Source organism: Paraburkholderia pallida (assembly GCF_004524855.1).
Classification (GTDB): domain Bacteria; phylum Pseudomonadota; class Gammaproteobacteria; order Burkholderiales; family Burkholderiaceae; genus Paraburkholderia; species Paraburkholderia oxyphila.
In genome coordinates this window covers 490,070-506,958 of record NZ_CP038152.1, presented here as the reverse complement: position 1 = coordinate 506,958, position 16,889 = coordinate 490,070, and the positions used below count along the sequence as shown (strand labels likewise).

The window sequence follows — 16,889 nt, the reverse complement described above, 5'->3', positions numbered from 1 at the left end:
CTAGATCTTTTCGAATCCACCGCCGGCGGCCACCAACCCGCCGCTAATCTCGAGCGAGTCGATCGCGCCGTGCAGTTCCAGTGGATTCACGCTCTCGCCATGAGTGATGAGGCCACCGGCAATCGCGATCTTTCGCGCCGAACCTCCGGGCTTGATGCTGAGTGCCGTCGCAGCCAGCCGGATAACGACGCCTTTGACCAGCGAATCTCCCGTGCCGCCCCAGGTCTCAATACCTCGACGTACCGTGATCTCACCGACGGGCTGGCTGATCTGCATGCCGACTGCGCCGTCGGCATGCGTGACAACACGTTCGAATTCTGCCGAACGCACGGTTCCTGTATAGACGTTGAAGCCACGCGATCCCTGGCCGAATGTTTCGATCAACGCATTGAGCTCCAGCCGATCCACGGTGCCGAAGTTGACGAAGCCGATCGCACTCGGCCCGTAGGACGTGACCTTGCCATCGGCGATCCAGCGGTCGACGGTCCCCCAGTTGTCGAGCACCATGTCGTTCGGGCCATATGTCGTGACCGGGCCTTGATTGCGCACGCTCGCGACGAAAGCGCCCGACACGACAAACACGCCGCCGGTGATGCGATTCGGCGTGCCCGGTGCAATTCCGCCATCGCTGTGGACGGCGCCTGTCTCCAGACGATGGGCCACCAACCGCCCGCCCGTCTCCCCGCCACCGCTGACGAAAATGCCGCTCCCGCGAACAGGCGCACCCGCGCGGCCCGCCGACAATCCGGTGAGGTCCGCCGTGATGGTCACGGCGCGATCGTCGTGCTGGTTCCAGAGGGTGAATGCGCCGGGGATGACTTCCACGCCGTACCCCTTCGGCCGCTCCTCGTAGCCGCGTGCGTCCGCAGTCCGAATGTCGATATCGTGCGCCTCGACGTGGCCGCTAAGCACCCGGTCACGGGCCAGCAATCGCACCACGCCTTCGACAGTCAGGTCGTGCAGCACGAGCCGACCCAGTCCGTCGACCGTTGTATCGTTGAAAACCACACGCCGATCGGGATCGGCGAATAGCTCCAGGCCGTGAACCTGGTTATCAGACGAAAGCTCCAGCCCGTCGCTGCCGGACGCAAAGCGCAGTGCGACTTGTGCGTCGATACCCGTCAACGTCTGACCGGGCGACAGGCGCAGACCCGGAACGTCGGCAATCGGCGCGGAAACGACGATTTGCTGAACATGGTCGTCGGCGGCTGCCGTTCGCAATTCGGCAACCGTGGAAACCTGGCGCGTTTCGATGTTCACGATGAATGCTCCCTGTCATCTGGCGCGACGTACGCACCCTGCTCAGACGAGCGACTCGGCCTCTTCGACAGAGACCAGCTTGCCGAGCTTGCCGAACTCATGCAGGTCACCGCCGACCTCGATCCGCAGAGACTGGTCGATGCCGCCCACCCTTATGGGGGCGAATCCGCTCGCGGAGATGAGTCTTGCGACGATGTTTCCGGCCTCCGGGTCGTCGGCCGCATAGAACAGGACCGCCCGCTCCGGCGACCGGTTCGCGGCGGCCTCGAGCGATCCGGCACCCAGCGTGCCGAACGCCTTGACGAGCCGCGCGCGATCCGGGAGAAGCCCAGAAATTAGCTGTCCAGATGATTGCTTGTCCGGAATCGTCTTCCTGAAGCCGCCTTTTCCATCCGGGGCGATGGGGTTCGACGGATCGACGATGATCTTTCCAGCCAGCGCGTCGCGATGCGCGGTCAAAAATTGCTTGATCGCATCGAAGTAGATGGCAAGGATTATGACGTCCGCCTTCTCGATCGCCTCTTCAACCGTCATGGCTTCGGCACGGCTTCCCAACTGGTGAGCGACTTTCTCCGCCGCTTCCAGCGTCTTCGCCGCAACGATGATCCTCTCGCCGCCGGCAGTCAGGTTCCTCGCCAGCCGGGCGCCGATATTTCCGAGGCCGATAATCGCAGTCTTCATGACAGTGGATCTCCTTTCCGCCTCCTGCCGGGACGGCAGGAACGAACCGGGAGGCGTGCGCGACGCCGCGTCAGGCGAAAGAGGCGCGGCCCTCACCGGCGCGTCGCGCCCAGGTCGATTTCGTGAATGACCGTGCGGTATTCCACGAAGTCGTCGACGGCGGACACGCCATTCAACCTGCCCAGGCCGCTCTGCTTGTAGCCGCCTTCTTCCGTCTCGTCGTAGACGACCGCCCAGTTGTTGATCCAGACGGTGCCAGCCTGCAACTGTCGCGCGATGCGCTGCGGGCGGTCCACGTTCGCGGACCACACCGATGCGGCAAGCCCATACTCAGACTGGTTCGCCAGCGCAACCGCCTCCTCTTCGCTGTCGAAGGCCTGCATGACGAGGACCGGGCCGAACACCTCCTCCTGTGCGATCGGCATCGCCTGGTCGTTGATCTCGAGAAGTGCCGGCCGGTAGAAGGCGCCCCGCGCAAGCGGCCCGTCCCTGAACGGGCCACCGCGCACGATGACGGCGGCACCCGCTGCAATCGCAGCCTCGACCATACCGTCGACACGGCGGACATTGGCCATATTGATCATCGGTCCCATGTCGCTCGATGGATCCGCAGCCGGGCCAACCTTGACCGCTTCCAGCCGCGCCGCGAGGCGCTCGCGCACGGTATCCAGAATGGAACGGTGGACCAGAAGCCGGCTACCGGTCATGCAGAACTGTCCGGCAAACACGGTCAGCGCCTTCTCGATCCTCGGCAATGCCGCGTCGAGATCGGCGTCGTCGAACAGCAGCATGGGCGTCTTGCCGCCAAGCTCGCCACCGAAGCGTTTCATGCTCGCCGCGCAGGCCGCCATGATCGCCCGTCCGGTCTTCGAGCTGCCAGTCAGACTGATGACCGGCACATCGGGAGATCCGACCAGCACCCGCGCGCCGGCGCTATGGACTTCGGTAAAGACATTGACGACACCCGCGGGCAAGCTGGCGACTTCGCTGAAAACTTCGCACATCCGCGTGTTCGTCTGCGCGGTAAATCCGGGAAGCTTGCCGACAGCCGTGCAGCCTGCGGCAAGCGCCGGCGCCAGCGAACGGATGAAGAGCACGACCGGCGAATTCCACGGCGCGATGATGCCGGCCACGCCGGCCGGCTCGCGCAGCGTCGTCGTATAGCGTCCCGGCGCGGTTTCCATGGCGCGCCCGTAATCGGTGAGGGCCACGGCGGCGTAGAAGCGCAGTTTGGACGGCACCATCGTCACTTCGAATTCGGCTTCAGCTCTTACCTTGCCGTTTTCGAGCATCAGGATCTCGACCAGATCGCGGGTCCGTGCCTCGAAGCGGTCCGCCATTTCGTTGAGCGCCTTTGCCCGCAGGCGACGATTCTCGCGCCAGTCGGTGTTGTTGAAGGCCTCGCGCGCGACGGAAATCGCCCGGGTTGCCATTGCGCCGGACGCTTCGGTGTACGTGCCGATCGTCTCTCCACTTGCCGGATCGATGCTCTCGGCGAGATCCGGTGCATCCACCCATTCGCCGCCGATCCAGTGCCGAGCTCGCAACTGAGAAGCCATATCACACTCCCGAGCGGTTGGCCGCCGTCGCCGGAGGAACCGCCGACACGCCCGCGTGTCACGCGTTGTTCTGCATGGTAGGTAACCGCTCGTCTGACCGTTAATGGGCAATCCGGAAATCGGATTTCCATATCTGGAAAGCTCGCAGGAGGAGTGGCCTTTGTATGCTTAAGCGTGTGCCTGGAATCAGGCGCCCGTCCGGGAGTCACCGCCATGCTCGCTCCGACCGAAGTGCTGTCCTCGATAGTGGAGAAGCCCACCGATATCGACCATGTCCGATCACTTGTTACGCCCGACGTGATCTATGTTTCGCTGAATTACGAAAATCTCGACCTGAAGCGCATCATGCCCTGGGCCGGCACGTCTCGCGGCCCCGAGAGCATCGTCAAGACCTTCGTGGACGTCGGCAGATATTGGGAGATTCAATCCTTCGAACCCGAAGCGCTGTTCGGCACCAGCGAATACGCGGCCATGTTCGGCCGATTCACGTATCGATCGACCGTTTTGTCCAAACTCGTCACGACGCCCTTCGCGGTGTTCGCAAAGGTCGAGCAAGGCCGCTGCACCTATCTCCAGTTCATGGAGGACACGTTCGCGACGGGCGCATCATTCCGGAGCGGGGGAAGCTGGACATTCCAGAGCAATCCGGACGGCGAGCAGGTCGTGATCTGAACGGCGAGGCCGTGAGCGGCACGCTCTGCGGACCGCCGCCTTGCTCCCGTCTCATTGCGGCAGTAACCTGTATGCCGTCGCGCGGTGAGGTTCGGATAGAGCGAAGCGGTGATGAAGGATCTGAATTCCCTGCTGATTTTCTCAATGGTCGTTGAGGCGAGCAGCTTTTCGGAGGCGGCCAGGCGTCTCAAGATGCCGGTTTCCTCCGTGAGCCGCCGTATCGCTGAACTCGAGGATCAGCTGGGTGTTCGCCTGCTCGAGCGAACGACACACCACCTGAGGCTCACGGACTTTGGCGCCGAAGTTTTCGAACTCGCGAGGCATGCCAGCGAGGTCAGCGAAGCGGTTGACAACGTCATCTCGAACCGGCTCCCGGAGGTGTTCGGCACCTTGCGGCTCTGTGCGCCGCCGAGCATCTCCGACTCGCTGATCGTTCCTGTGGTCGGTGCCTTTCAGCAGGCTTACCCCAACGTCCGGGTCAAGGCGTTCATTACCGAACGCATCGTCGATCAAATCGCCGAGGACGTCGACATCGCGTTCAAGGTCGGAACCTACACCGATGCAACGCTCGCTGCGCGCACTCTGCTGACATACCGTCATCAGGTGGTCGCGAGTCCGAAATACCTCGCGCAGTGCCGCGCTCCCGAAACGCCGAGAGAGCTTCTCGGACACCGGCTTTTCGCGTTCTCTTTCTGGAAGCCGGACTATAGCTGGAGCTTCGTTCACGTCAACGGCCGGGATACGGAGACGGTTTCCTTCCAGCCCGTGGTCGCGATGAACGATTACACGGGCCTGATCGTGGCGCTGCTCGAAGGCTGCGGCATTGGCGAGCTGCCGCCCATCGTTCAGCCGGAACTCATGCGCGACCGGCTGCTCGTCGAGGTCATGCCGGACTGGCATCTGCCGGTATTCGACCTCACGATCGCCAACCTGCGCGACCGGTATCTGCCCCGGCAGGTCCGCATCTTCAGGGACTTCGCCTCGCAGATGGTGCCCGGCCTCTTTGCGTCGTTGCCGGTCTGAACCACGATAGCGAGACCCGCTATCGGGAATCGACACGGTCACTAACGAATCGAACAGGGGGGCCAATGCGACATGCCGATGCAGCGCCTCGATACCTGGGTGTGCTCCTGGCGCTCAACGTGACCTTCCTGCTCGTGTCGGACTTCACTGGCTCGAGGATCATTGCCATGTTCGGCCTGGGCGTCTCCGTCACGGTCTTCTACTTTCCGTTTTCCTACCTGATCGGTGACGTGCTGACCGAGGTCTACGGCTACGCGCAAGCCCGGCGCGTCATCTGGATTTCCATGTTCTGCTCGATCACCGGCTCCGGAATCGCCAAGGCCCAACTGCTGGTGCCGGCGGCGAGCTTCTTTGCCTACGACCCGGCGTTCCAGCAACTCTTTTCACCGGGCGTGAAGGTTTCGGTCGCCGGTCTGGCCGCCTTCTTCGCCGGCGACATCGCCAACTCGTACGTGCTGGCGAAAATGAAGATCTGGGATCAGGGCAGGCGGCTGTGGGCACGCTTTGCTTGCTCGACCCTGGTCGGCGAAGGCGTCAACACCGCGCTTTTCTACGGCATCGCATTACGCGGTTTGCTACCCGGCAGCCTTCTGATTCGCGGCATGACCGTCGGGTGGGCAATCAAGGTACTCGTGGAAATCGCCATGCTGCCCGTCTCGTACCGGGTCGTTCGTTTGCTGAAGCAGGCGGAAAACCTCGATCACTACGACTACGGCACCAATTTCAACCCATTCATCATACGTTAGCTTGCCGAAACATCTTACTCCGGTAGATCCGGAAACAATACCGGCGCCATTTGAATGGCAAATTCCTTGAAAAGCCTGCACGGCTTCGAGATATGCCGGTTGCCCAGGTACAGGAGCGAAAGATCGTATGTCTGGAGATGCCAGTGCGGCATCACTTCAACGAGTCTGCCCTCGCGGACCAGATCAGGCCGAACTACAGGGGGCAGTTCGCCAATGCCAGCGCTGGACAACAGCATCGGCGCAAGGCCCGCAAAATCGTTCATGGCAAAGAACGGCTGAAACGTGAGCGTCTGTTTTTCGCGGCCCGTCTCGTGCACGAAGCACCATGTGCTATCCGGCTTCCAGTGTGAGAACGCAAGAAGCCGGTGCTCGAGCAGATCCCGCGGCTTGCGGGGCGACCCGCATTGCTTGAGGTAGGCCGGAGTCGCCACCAGTCGATGCCGATAAGCCAGAAGACGCCTCGCGACCAGCGACGAGTCGCGCAATGTGCCGAAACGGAACACGAGGTCGACGCCGTCCGCGATATGTTCGACGTAGCGCTCGGTGACGAGCACCTGGAAGCGCACGTTCGGATAGCTCTTCTGGAATTCGAGGACGAGCGGCATCAGAAAGGTATCCGAAATGCTCGGCGGCGCCGAAAGACGCAGGACCCCGGACATGTCCGAGAAATGATTGGAGACGACGCATTCGATGGCCTTACCCAGTTCGACACTCCGCACGGCGTGCTCGTACACCTCCTTCCCGAGTTCGGTGAGGGCGAGATGGCGCGTGGAGCGCTCGAGGAGGCGAACGCCCAGTGTCCGCTCGAACTCCGCAATATGCCGGCTGACCGTGGAGACCGGCATGCCGAGCCGCCGTGCTGCCCCGGAAAGGCTGCCCGACTCGACCACCCTTGCAAAAATCACCAGCGAATTGAGGTTCGCCATCGCTTTTCCACCACTGGAAAGACAATTGTGCGCCGCCTCCCGGAAATGTCGCAACCAGGCACACCAACTGGCAGCCCGGCAGCAAATGCGCCGGGCAATAGCCTTCCGATCTTCCTGGATATGGAAAACGCTTTCCCGCTTTGCCGGCTACCGGAAAATCGCCGCTGCTATAACGTTCCCAACATGCGGTGAGCGAGCCCCGGCCAAGCCGCGTTTCAAAGGAGCGAGTCATGAAGGGAAAGATCGTTCTCGAGGAACACCTGAGCACGCCGCTGAATAACGGCCTTTGGGACGCAGCTTCGGAAGCCGCCCGAAACGGTCAGGCCTATATGGACGACGTCGAGTCACGATTGCTCGACGTCGACCGGCGTATCGAGGACATGGACCGCAACGGGATCGACATTGCGATCCTTTCGCTCACGTCCCCCGGCGCGCAATCGATTATCGACCCACGCGAAGCTGTCGGGTTTGCGCGCAAGACCAATGATGAAATCACCGGAAAATTCACGTCACGCTGCCCGAAACGCCTTCGCGCATTTGCCACCGTCGCGTTGCAATCGCCGAGGGAAGCGGCCGACGAGCTCGAACGGGCGGTAAAGGAACTCGGCATGCTCGGCGCGTTGATCAACGGCTATACGAATGTCGGCGGCGCGGATTCTGCTCAATACCTAGACGAGGCGCCGGTTTGGGAATTCTGGGAGCGCGTCGCGCAACTCGATGTTCCGGTCTATCTGCACCCGCGCGAACCGCTGCCGAGCCAGCAGCGCATCTACGAAGGCTATGAATCGCTCGTCGGATCCGCGTGGGGTTTTGCACACGAAACGGCGACCCACGCGATACGGCTGATGCTGAGCGGACTGTTCGACCGCTACCCCAATCTCTCGATCATACTCGGGCATCTCGGCGAAGGATTGCCGCTGATGCTGCCACGCCTCGAGCACAGGCTGAGAATGCAGCACGAAGGCATCGGGCTCGGCGCAGCAAAACGCCCGGTGGGGGAATACCTGAGCCACAATTTTTACATCACGACCAGCGGCCATTTCCATACCGCCGGACTGCACGCAGCGATCGCTGAAATTGGCACGGACCGTGTCATGTTCTCTGTCGACTACCCGTACGAGAACATGGCCGTGGCGAGCGAGTGGTTCGACAACGCGGTAATCGCCGGAAATGACCGCGAAAAGATCGGCCGCGGGAATGCCATGCAGCTGTTCAGGCTATGAGCCTGCGGCGGCGCTATCCGCAACAGTCATGGATCGTTTCGACAAGGAGGTCTGGGTCATGAAACAACGTGATCTCATTGTCTGCAAGGCGGCACTCATGCTTGCCACGTGGCTGGCGCTGGCTGCGCCGATGGCCGTCTGCGCGGAAGACGCGATTCCGTACTCGTCGGATCCGGCCGTGAGCGCAGAACAGCGCGAGGTCTACGACGTCGTGCATCGCTATGAAAACGCCCTCAACACCAGGGACACGGCCGCGATCATCGGGCTGTTCGCCGAGGACAGCGTCGCCGAATGGAACAACAAGCGCACCTATGCGACACGTGAGCAGAAGATTGCGGGGTATAATAAACTCTTCAGGATTGCCAATTTCTCGACCGTTTTTGCCTACGATGTGATCAACGTTTATGGCGATACCGCAGTCGTTCGCACGCACCATCATGTGGGGGCCACCGTCATTGAAAACGGGAAGAAGGTGACCGACTATAACCGGGAGGTCTTCGTGCTTCGGAAGATCGATGGGACGTGGAAGATCGTTCTCTACACGTTCAATACGGACCCCAGGCAGAGAGAAGGTTGAAGTCTAACTGGTCTGCGCGTGTACGTATGCGCGCGAGCCGCAAGAGGGCGTCCATGACGACCATGAATGCAGCCGTGATCCACGAGCCGGGCGGGCCTGAAGTGCTCAGGCTCGAGCAACGTCCGATACCGTCGCCGCAGCGAGGCGAGGTTCTGATCCGCGTGAAGTCGTTCGGACTCAATCGTTCCGAGATGTTTACGCGTCAGGGACTCTCTCCAAACGTGAAGTTTCCGCGCGTGCTCGGGATCGAGGCTGTCGGCATTGTGGAAGACGCACCCGGAATGGAGTTCGCGAAAGGCGATACAGTGGCTACCGCGATGGGTGGCATGGGACGGGACTTCGACGGCAGCTATGCGGAGTACACCTGCGTTCCCGCCCGGCAGGTGCAGAAACTGGTTACCAGCCTGCCCTGGGAAACGCTCGGCGCGATGCCGGAAATGCTTCAGACCGCCTGGGGCTCGCTGTTCAAGGCGCTTGCGCTTCAGAAGCGGGATCGCCTGCTGATTCGAGGTGGAACGACCTCCGTTGGTCTCGCCGCCGCCGCGATCGCCAAAGCGCACGGTGCGTTCGTGATATCGACAACGCGCAACCCGCAGAAAGGCGACGCGTTGCGCATGAACGGTGCCGACCGCGTCGTCATTGACTCGGGCACGGTCGCGCCGGAAATCGGCGAAGTCTCCCCCGGCGGCGTCGACAATGTGCTTGAACTCATCGGAACCACGACCTTGAAGGACTCGTTGCGCTGCGCGAAGCCGGGCGGCGTCGTGTGCATGACCGGCATCGTCGGCAATCAGTGGGCGTTCGAGAATTTCAGCCCGATGGACGTGATCCCGAGCACCGTGAGACTGACGATCTACGACGGCGGCGTCGATGAATTCATGGCGACGCCGTACGATGAACTGCTGGATCAGGTAAAGACAGGTACGCTCCGTATCCCGGTCGGGAAAGTGTTCAGGCTCGCGGACATTGTGGAAGCCCATCGATGCATGGAAGAAAACAAGGCCAGTGGCAAGATCGTTGTGCTGCCGTGAAGGAGAGCTTGATAAATCTGCCGCTGAGCGACGCAGGCCACGATGCATGTTGCGGTCCTGCGAACAGCGGAAGGAATGGCTCTGCTGCGACCAGCACTCGCCCCGGGCAATGTCGACAAGGTCGTGAGTGCCCCAGTCACCGCCATCAGCGCGCAGGACCTCGACTTCTACGAGAATCCGCCACTGTTGTTTCCCCATGATGCCCCCCGCTTGCCGACACATTGTTCGAGCCGAGCTGAACGGCCGGAAAGGACCGGTAACCCTCCTCTGCTTCGCAAGTGCATGAACATCCGGCTACGAGCATTCCTCACGCAGCGCCGTCTCCGGTCCGCAAAAAATCCTCTGGATTAGCGAGACGGCCGCGTTTTTTGACGTAACTCGCCTGGCGCAAATCGGCCCACCTGCAGCGCAGTTCAGCTCTATCGTGCGATCCCCTCACGTCAAGGCAAGGCAACGGGCAACCTCACTGTCTGGCGATGCGAAGTGACGAATTTAATCCGGTCTCAGGCGAAGTGATAATTGTTGCGGTCTACGTCTGGGCGGCGACAACTCTATCAACGAAAAATTCGTTGCCTGACCCGGATCTGAGTGGCACGTGCACGGGGCGCCTGCGTCCATCGTCAGCAACCGCAAATGGGCTCCGCTGGTCGACAGCAACTGCGGGTCGCCGCCGTGCCCGATTGCGAGTGCGCCAGCTCCGGTTCACCGGCACCCGCGTCATCCAGCAGCTTCAGATAGCCGGGACGCACGAATGCTCGTGTGGCTGACAACTGTTTCCCTCTCGACCTGACGAAGACAGCAGGCCCGGCATTTGAGGATGACCGTCATATGAATATCGAGGCTTCGTCACGAACCGTTGCAACTTGTTGCAACAGCATGAATTGCGCTCCCTATAATCGGGCATACCGACAACAGGAGGATAAAACCATGAGATCAAGCATTGCATTCGCCGCTGCTGCCGGAGCACTGATCACGGCGCAGCTTTCCGGCTGCGTCGCGTACCCGGCGGGACCCTCCGCCTATGCACCAGCACCCGCATACGCACCTGCCGTCAACGCACAGATCACGATCGGCTGGCACGGCGACCGCTACTGGGATGGTCACCGCTACTGGCAGCATGACGAATGGGTCGCGCGCCACCCCGAGGATCGCGATCATCATGACCACCCCGACGATCACGATCATCACGACTGGCAGTAAAACGCGCGATCAACCGTTGTACCTATTCCGAGCCGTATCTTTCAAGACTGACCACAAAAGGATCCGCCATGAAGAACGCATTGTTCTCCACCCTGCTGGCCGCCGTTGCCCTGACGATTTTCGTCCCACTTGCGCAGGCTCACGAGCACAAGGTGTGCAACTGGGACCACCACCACCATCGCGTCTGCCACTGGGTGCATTAAGCGCACACGCCGCGCAAAGTGCGGCGCTCTACCCTGGAAAAATCGCTTGATCGACAACGGTCGGCGGCCGGTCAGCCAGACCGCCACCTGCCTGCCAGAGGGCCGACTTTGCCGGCGAAGATGGAGAAAATCATCTCCGTCATCGAAAGCATCCCGGGCCGGACCGGCACCTTCGTGCCCAATGCCTCGGTCGACGTACCTGCCAGTCGAGGCGAACGACTTTGCCGAAGGCCTGCTTGCCGAGCGTGTGCGTTTGCCCCGGGAGATCCAGCATAGACCTCGCGGCCACGTTATCTTCGAAGCCGAAGCCCCACCACCGATGTCGCCTGCGGGGGCTTCCTTCTTCACTTGCCGCGCGGAGTTCTTCCTGGTGTCATTCGACGCTGGACGGGACGCACAGCTGAAACGGCGCCCGATAAGTAGACGTGTGTCGAGGTAGGCGTAGGACGTAATGAATCTGTCACCGGCCCTCGCCAGTAACCGCGGGCCACAACGCGCGCGAGTTGACACTTTTATTTCCCTTCGAATCGGCATAAAAGTGTCAACTCGCATATGTCCGTATTAAATTCGTCAACTCACCTCCTACACTTCGAATCCCGTCGGCAGGAGACTGATCTCATGGCGGATACCTTTCACATAACCAAGCCGGTCGCGCTTGGCCGTCCTCGCGGCGCACACCGATTCGAAGCCTTCAGCCCCAAGCTCGCGCGCCGCGTCATGTTCTACCGTCGTGCATTGCTTGAACAATGGTTACTGCTGGAAGCGAACCCGAAGGTAATCACCTTCTGCGAACGACCGGGTTATGTGCTGATCAACGACGACCGTCACCTTGCCGATTTCTGGGCACACTACGTTGATCGCGATGAATTCGTTGTGCTAAGCGAACTACTTGGGGGATCCAATGGAGACGCGTCACACGCCGGGCGCCGCACCGAGCTTGACGCCGGCACCGCAGATGTGCGGTTTGTCGCATCGGCTGAGCTCGCCGCGGCGCGTGCGTGGACGGACAACTGGCAGCGCATCCTCCCCTACCTTGTTGCAAACCGTGGCCTCGTGCCGGCAACGTTACCACGGGCCATCCTGCAATTCGTGGACGAGCCACGACGACTGCTCGATATCGAGCGCGAGTTCCTGACCAGCGAGCCGGTGATCGTTCGCGCCGCCTTGTTCGGCCTGCTCCACACCGGTCGCGTCAACGCTTCTGCACTTCAGACGCAACCATCGTCGCTGCTCACCTCCTTCACCGCGCTGGATCCAACATCATGAGTCGCCGCAAGCCGGAGCTACAGACGATCGATGTCAACGCATGGCCCACTGTCGCCCATACCGAACTCGACGAACCAGTCCGCCGTAAGTTCGAGGCGCGGCGGCAGGCTATATTGCGCTATATCGCTGGTGACCCGATCAGGGCCATCGAAGAATCGACACACTTCAATCGCCGGCAGTTGTACCGCTGGCTTGAGCGCGCCCAGACAACTCACCCTGACGGGCGCCCCTTCGGCTTCCGTGCACTCATCCACTACGTGCGCATCGCAGAATATGCGCGAGTGCGTGATGTGCAAGTACGCGGCGAGCGCGGCAGCCGCGGTGCCGCCGGTGCTCTCGCGCAGCTGCTTGACCGCTACCCGACGTTGACAGGGTGGCTGCTACTTCAGGTGAAGCAACGCAATGTATGGCTTGAGCAGGTCCATACTGACGGGCACCTGCGTACGCGTCTGCGCGGCCTGCAGTCTCTACACGACAATTTCCTGCGCCAACGCCGGTCAGTCGGGTTGACCGCGGCCGACTACCCGCTCAACACGGCAGACCATGCGATCCGCTCGCTTTCCCGACGTGTGAAGGCGGAGATGCTGCGTAGCTTCGGCTCTGCTGCGCGCTCCGCGGGCGCCGCGCATCTCAAAGGCCTGCCGCGTGTTGACGACTCCGGTCCACCCGCAGCGGTCCGGCCGTATCAGGTCGTCGAGTTTGACGGTCACCGGCTTGACGTCCGTCTCAAGGTGGTGGTGCGCGATCCGCTAGGTTTCGCGCATGAATTCGAGATGGAGAGAGTATGGCTGCTGGTGATCATCGACGTTTGCACGCGTGCCGTGATCGGATATCACATCGCCTTGGGGGAGTACAGCCGCTACGACGTCATCAAGACTATCGAGAATGCGCTGACACCCCACCGCGCGCGAACGTTCACAATACCAGGCCTCGCGTACGGGCCGCATGATGGCTTCCCGTCAGGCCATATGCCCGAACTGGCCTATGTGACGTGGGAGTGGATCAGACTCGACAACGCGAAGGCCAACCTCGCAGACGAGACTTTGACGGCGTTGTGCGAATTCGTCGGCTGCCTCGCTGATGCCGGACCGAAACACAGCCCGGACGAGCGGCCCTATATCGAACGCTTCTTCGGCACGATTGCCAGTCGGCTGTCTTCACGTTTGCCTGGATACACCGGTTCTCACGTACGCGACCTTCGCCGGGCGCTATCGGATCCCAAGGGCGATCTGCGTCTCTACGTCTCCCTTGATGAACTGGCGGAACTCGTTGAGTACGCCATATCTGGCTACAACGGCACGCCGCACCGCGGACTCAACAACGCGACTCCGCTCGAAGCGATGGAGTACTTCGTGCGCGGCAGGGAGACGATGCTCGTCTGGCTGGCAGAACATCAGCGCCGGACGCTTTGCCTGATGCAGTCGGCACGACAGTGTCGCGTGCGGGCCTACCTTCAACAGGGCGTACGTCCGCACATCAACCTGTATGGCGTGCGCTACACAAACCGTGTCCTTGCAACGAGCGCGCACCTCATCGGTCAGCATCTGCTGATCTACATGAACGCCGACGACCTGCGCTCCGTGCGCGCTTTCCTGCCTGACGGCATGGAGCTGGGCGTACTCGAGGCGCAGGGCGCGTGGCGTGTTGCGCCACACAACCTCAAACTGCGCCAGCAGATTCTCAGGCAACCCGGCAGGCGGCGACGCAACGCCAGCCTCGGCCTCAACCCCATTGAAGCCTACGTCGACGAGAAGATGAAACAGGCGAAGAAGACCCGCAAGGCGGCGACGGAACTTGCTCATGCGACGCAACTGCTCGGATCGGCTCCGACTGTACGTACTCCCGTCGGTCCGCCCCGCCCGCCCACATATACCGTCATGCCGGACCCAGCGTCAGGGATGGATGCGCAAGCGACTACGGTCAACGAGCTTGAGGCACGCACCCTGGTTCGCCCCCGAAAGCTTTTGATCGGGACCGGTCAGGTGTTTTAACTCCGCTGTTCAAGCGTATGCGGTCCACGAAGGACGCCCCTCAGAGCGAGGTGGCAGAGCGCGTGATGTGTGGTAGCGGTGTGGGTCAGCGGAAGTGGGCAGGCATTTTCCAGGGAAGCAGCGCGTCGTAGTCGTCGACAGTCTTCGCCAGAGGTAACCGCTGGAACAGCCAGGTGAGATATCGGTATGGGTCGATGCGATTCGCCTTGCACGACTCGACGAGGGAGTACAGGTTGGCGCTAGCGTTCGCACCGTCGACGGTGTCCGAGAACAGCCATCCGCGGCGCCCGACGCAGAAGGGGCGGATTGAGTTTTCGCACGGGTTGTTCGAGATAGGCCAGTCGCCATTCTCGATGTAGCGGACCAGCTTCGGCCACTGTTCGCGCAGGTAGGTTAGCGCTTTGCCGAGTAAGCTTTGCGGCACGACGCCAGGCGACTGCTCGAGCATCAGCTTTTCGATGACATCGAGCACGCGTGTACTGTACCGTCGTCGCAATCGCTGTCGACGTTCGGCCACCCACTCCGCGCTACGCGCCTCGGCAACGAACAACTTTCCGATCAGCTTGATGAAGCGCGTCGCGAGCAGATCGGGCGAGCGCGCTGCCTTGGGCACATTGTCTTCTGCCTTGACGAAGTAGCGTCGGCAACTGAACCCAGCATCCGAGGTGCACGAGCTGGTATCGCTCGGCGATACCGTTATAGGGCTCATAGCCATCGGTCATCAGGACCGCGCCCTACGGATCCCCGTGAACAGTTTGTCAGCTAGCTTTGCACCTCTTCCGGGCGTGTAGGTGAAGCAGCAGATCGGCGTGCCCGAACCGGTCATCTGCGACCAGAGATAGCTCTTTGTTTGTGGCTTGCGCCCCTTCTCCTTCAGGACCTGGAATGTCGTCTCGTCGCAGTAGATCAGATCGGCATCGAGCAACGCATCGCGCATCAGGTTGATCACGGGTTGCGTCGCGAGCCCGACACGGACGATGCTCGCGGCGATGGTGTTCGACGAGATATCGCCGCCGAAGCGTCGCAGCAGGCCGGCCTGACGGTAGAGTGGCATCCCGAACTGATACTTGCCGGCAGCGATCCACGCAAGCGCCGATTCGCTCAGGAGTCCACGCGGGATGATGCGCGGCGGCGCTGGCGTGACCTTGATGCCAAGATCGCAGCACGGGCAGGCATACTTGACGCGCTGGTGCTGGATGACCCGGAGCTGCTCCGGGATCACGTCGAGCTGTTCGCTGGTTTCGACTCCGATCTCCACAAGCGCGTGTCCGTCGTTGGCGCAGAAGCGATCGGCTTCGGGCAGTTCGTGCCGTACGACATCGCGCGGCAGACTGGGATCGAGCGGCTTGCGGTGACCACGCTTCTTGCGCGTGTGTGCGCCAACCTTCGTTTCCGGTGTGTCTTCCTGCGCGGGCGTGGAGTTTGCACCAAGCGCTTCAGCTTCGTTGAACAAGCCGTATTGATCAGAATCCCGCGCTTCGCTCTTTGCACCGAACAGCTCGCGGCGGTAAGCGCGTAAGCGCTCTTCGGCGAGGTCACGCTCTGCTGTCACGAGTCGCAGCGTGCTGCGCAGCTCGTCACGTTCCCGCTGAAGCGCAGCGTGCTCCTCGCGCATCGCCAGGAGTGCCTTGAGCTCGTCGGCAGAGAGGGTGACGTTGATCGGCATGTCGGTTAGACCGGCACGCCAATGTCGTGTTCAACTCACACGAGCATAATGTCGTTTTGGATGGTGCCGAAGCGCGGCAATGTCAGCACCCTTGAGCAGCCACTGCAACCGTTCGACGTCCAGCGCGACGACTCCGGTACTACTGTCGGGCCAGACGAAGCGGTCCTTCGCTTCGAGTCTCTTGAGCAATAGCCAGAACCCGTTGTTGTCCCAGCCCAGGATCTTGATACGATCACATCGCCGGTTCGTGAACACGTAGAGCGACGAATCCATCGGGTTCAGGCCCATCGCCTGTTCCACGAGAATCGACAGGCTGTTCATTCCGTAGCGGAAATCAACCGGATCGCGGTGCAGATAGACGTTCAGACCTTCGTCGAACCGGAACACGCCAGCCTCCCGAGCACATGGATGATCGTCGTGATCTCTTCGACGCCCGCCTCGCCGAAGTCGAGTTCGACGCCGTTGGGCAACCGAACATGTAGCGCGAGCGCCATCGACCGAACCGGCGTAGACGGTGTCGACGGCGACACAGGCGCAGGGATGACGGGAACAAACGCCGGGAAGGCATTTGCGTTGCCGGCGCTTCTGACCGTCGGCGCAGAAATGTCGATCGAGACGCCATCGATAACCATTGAGTCTGGCTCTCGCGGATCGTGCAGGATCTGCGGCTGATAGCGCGCGATCCACCGACGTAACTGGTTCGGGTTGACGTCGTGATCCATGGCCGCGCGCGCGATCGACACGCCCGGCTTCAGGCACAGTGCGACCAGTTCCCGTACAGCGTCCTCATTGAATTCGCGCCGGCCATCCCGTTTCTGGCCAACGACCAGCCTGCTGCGAAGGTCTCGATTCTCGTTCATTGCGG

The 16,889-nt window shown here is 61.4% G+C and carries 17 protein-coding genes and 1 pseudogene; 10 read left to right on the top strand and 8 right to left on the bottom strand.

The features are described from left to right. The 3 genes from E1956_RS45055 to E1956_RS45045 all read right to left on the bottom strand — a co-directional run bounded on the left by E1956_RS45055 (position 1) and on the right by E1956_RS45045 (position 3,500). Positions 1–1,260, bottom strand: coding sequence for a hypothetical protein (locus E1956_RS45055; RefSeq protein ID WP_134760533.1), 1,260 nt, complete (start codon positions 1,258–1,260; stop codon positions 1–3). Positions 1,261–1,302: 42 nt separating this feature from the next. Beyond that, a complete protein-coding gene (locus tag E1956_RS45050) occupies positions 1,303–1,941 on the bottom strand; it encodes an NADPH-dependent F420 reductase (protein ID WP_134760531.1) in 639 nt (212 codons plus the stop codon). 92 nt (positions 1,942–2,033) lie between these two features. Beyond that, on the bottom strand, positions 2,034–3,500 hold the full coding sequence (locus E1956_RS45045) for an aldehyde dehydrogenase family protein (RefSeq protein WP_134760898.1): 1,467 nt from the start codon (positions 3,498–3,500) through the stop codon (positions 2,034–2,036). A 213-nt stretch (positions 3,501–3,713) separates the two neighbouring features. Here E1956_RS45045 and E1956_RS45040 point away from each other — a divergent pair, with 213 nt between their 5' ends. From E1956_RS45040 to E1956_RS45030, 3 genes are all read left to right on the top strand, one after another. After that, positions 3,714–4,172, top strand: a complete 459-nt coding sequence (locus E1956_RS45040) for a nuclear transport factor 2 family protein (protein WP_232072519.1) — start codon at positions 3,714–3,716, stop codon at positions 4,170–4,172. Positions 4,173–4,283: 111 nt separating this feature from the next. Next, entirely contained in the window at positions 4,284–5,195 is a 912-nt protein-coding gene (locus E1956_RS45035; protein ID WP_134760529.1) for a LysR family transcriptional regulator, read from the top strand. Between the two features lie 119 nt (positions 5,196–5,314). After that, on the top strand, positions 5,315–5,941 hold the full coding sequence (locus E1956_RS45030) for a queuosine precursor transporter (RefSeq protein WP_167760361.1): 627 nt from the start codon (positions 5,315–5,317) through the stop codon (positions 5,939–5,941). Positions 5,942–5,955: 14 nt separating this feature from the next. Here E1956_RS45030 and E1956_RS45025 read toward each other — a convergent pair whose 3' ends face one another. Beyond that, positions 5,956–6,867, bottom strand: coding sequence for a LysR family transcriptional regulator (locus E1956_RS45025; RefSeq protein ID WP_134760525.1), 912 nt, complete (start codon positions 6,865–6,867; stop codon positions 5,956–5,958). 230 nt (positions 6,868–7,097) lie between these two features. Between E1956_RS45025 and E1956_RS45020 the strand changes: the two genes are divergently transcribed. The 7 genes from E1956_RS45020 to E1956_RS44990 all read left to right on the top strand — a co-directional run bounded on the left by E1956_RS45020 (position 7,098) and on the right by E1956_RS44990 (position 14,358). Then, positions 7,098–8,090: an amidohydrolase family protein gene (locus E1956_RS45020; RefSeq protein ID WP_134760523.1), complete on the top strand. Its 993-nt coding sequence runs from the start codon at positions 7,098–7,100 to the stop codon at positions 8,088–8,090. A gap of 28 nt (positions 8,091–8,118) precedes the next feature. Further along, entirely contained in the window at positions 8,119–8,667 is a 549-nt protein-coding gene (locus tag E1956_RS45015) for a YybH family protein (protein ID WP_232072517.1), read from the top strand. A gap of 53 nt (positions 8,668–8,720) precedes the next feature. Continuing rightward, the gene (locus E1956_RS45010; RefSeq protein WP_134760520.1) at positions 8,721–9,698 is read left to right on the top strand and encodes a zinc-binding alcohol dehydrogenase family protein; all 978 of its coding nucleotides are present in this window, start codon (positions 8,721–8,723) and stop codon (positions 9,696–9,698) included. Positions 9,699–10,625: 927 nt separating this feature from the next. Beyond that, a complete protein-coding gene (locus E1956_RS45000) occupies positions 10,626–10,898 on the top strand; it encodes a hypothetical protein (protein WP_232072515.1) in 273 nt (90 codons plus the stop codon). A 68-nt stretch (positions 10,899–10,966) separates the two neighbouring features. Beyond that, complete coding sequence (locus tag E1956_RS47295; RefSeq protein ID WP_232072513.1) at positions 10,967–11,101, top strand: HHHH-motif protein; 135 nt, start codon at positions 10,967–10,969, stop codon at positions 11,099–11,101. A gap of 618 nt (positions 11,102–11,719) precedes the next feature. Beyond that, positions 11,720–12,367 carry a hypothetical protein gene (locus E1956_RS44995; RefSeq protein ID WP_134760518.1) on the top strand — a complete coding sequence of 216 codons (648 nt, stop codon included), beginning with the start codon at positions 11,720–11,722 and terminating at the stop codon, positions 12,365–12,367. Further along, positions 12,364–14,358 carry an integrase gene (locus E1956_RS44990; RefSeq protein WP_134760516.1) on the top strand — a complete coding sequence of 665 codons (1,995 nt, stop codon included), beginning with the start codon at positions 12,364–12,366 and terminating at the stop codon, positions 14,356–14,358. The genes E1956_RS44995 and E1956_RS44990 overlap by 4 nt, the downstream gene beginning before the upstream one ends. 85 nt (positions 14,359–14,443) lie before the next feature. Here E1956_RS44990 and E1956_RS47290 read toward each other — a convergent pair whose 3' ends face one another. From E1956_RS47290 to E1956_RS44975, 4 genes and pseudogenes are all read right to left on the bottom strand, one after another. Next, positions 14,444–14,554 (bottom strand): transposase domain-containing protein, encoded by a 111-nt coding sequence (locus tag E1956_RS47290; RefSeq protein ID WP_232072627.1) that lies wholly within the window; start codon positions 14,552–14,554, stop codon positions 14,444–14,446. Positions 14,555–14,662: 108 nt separating this feature from the next. After that, positions 14,663–15,973 (bottom strand): annotated as a pseudogene (locus tag E1956_RS44985) (IS66 family transposase); the annotation flags it as partial. Positions 15,974–16,054: 81 nt separating this feature from the next. Further along, positions 16,055–16,411, bottom strand: coding sequence for an IS66 family insertion sequence element accessory protein TnpB (gene tnpB, locus E1956_RS44980; RefSeq protein ID WP_034194821.1), 357 nt, complete (start codon positions 16,409–16,411; stop codon positions 16,055–16,057). Then, the gene (locus tag E1956_RS44975; RefSeq protein ID WP_134760004.1) at positions 16,387–16,884 is read right to left on the bottom strand and encodes a transposase; all 498 of its coding nucleotides are present in this window, start codon (positions 16,882–16,884) and stop codon (positions 16,387–16,389) included. Before E1956_RS44975 ends, tnpB begins: the two co-directional genes overlap by 25 nt. Positions 16,885–16,889: the final 5 nt, after the last annotated feature.

Coding starts and splice junctions, on each gene's coding strand:
- E1956_RS45050 (WP_134760531.1), bottom strand. CDS start 1,941: ATGAAGACTGCGATTATCGGCCTCGGAAATATCGGCGCCCGGCTGGCG.
- E1956_RS45045 (WP_134760898.1), bottom strand. CDS start 3,500: ATGGCTTCTCAGTTGCGAGCTCGGCACTGGATCGGCGGCGAATGGGTG.
- E1956_RS45040 (WP_232072519.1), top strand. CDS start 3,714: ATGCTCGCTCCGACCGAAGTGCTGTCCTCGATAGTGGAGAAGCCCACC.
- E1956_RS45035 (WP_134760529.1), top strand. CDS start 4,284: ATGAAGGATCTGAATTCCCTGCTGATTTTCTCAATGGTCGTTGAGGCG.
- E1956_RS45025 (WP_134760525.1), bottom strand. CDS start 6,867: ATGGCGAACCTCAATTCGCTGGTGATTTTTGCAAGGGTGGTCGAGTCG.
- E1956_RS45020 (WP_134760523.1), top strand. CDS start 7,098: ATGAAGGGAAAGATCGTTCTCGAGGAACACCTGAGCACGCCGCTGAAT.
- E1956_RS45015 (WP_232072517.1), top strand. CDS start 8,119: ATGGATCGTTTCGACAAGGAGGTCTGGGTCATGAAACAACGTGATCTC.
- E1956_RS45010 (WP_134760520.1), top strand. CDS start 8,721: ATGACGACCATGAATGCAGCCGTGATCCACGAGCCGGGCGGGCCTGAA.
- E1956_RS45000 (WP_232072515.1), top strand. CDS start 10,626: ATGAGATCAAGCATTGCATTCGCCGCTGCTGCCGGAGCACTGATCACG.
- E1956_RS47295 (WP_232072513.1), top strand. CDS start 10,967: ATGAAGAACGCATTGTTCTCCACCCTGCTGGCCGCCGTTGCCCTGACG.
- E1956_RS44995 (WP_134760518.1), top strand. CDS start 11,720: ATGGCGGATACCTTTCACATAACCAAGCCGGTCGCGCTTGGCCGTCCT.
- E1956_RS44990 (WP_134760516.1), top strand. CDS start 12,364: ATGAGTCGCCGCAAGCCGGAGCTACAGACGATCGATGTCAACGCATGG.
- E1956_RS44975 (WP_134760004.1), bottom strand. CDS start 16,884: ATGAACGAGAATCGAGACCTTCGCAGCAGGCTGGTCGTTGGCCAGAAA.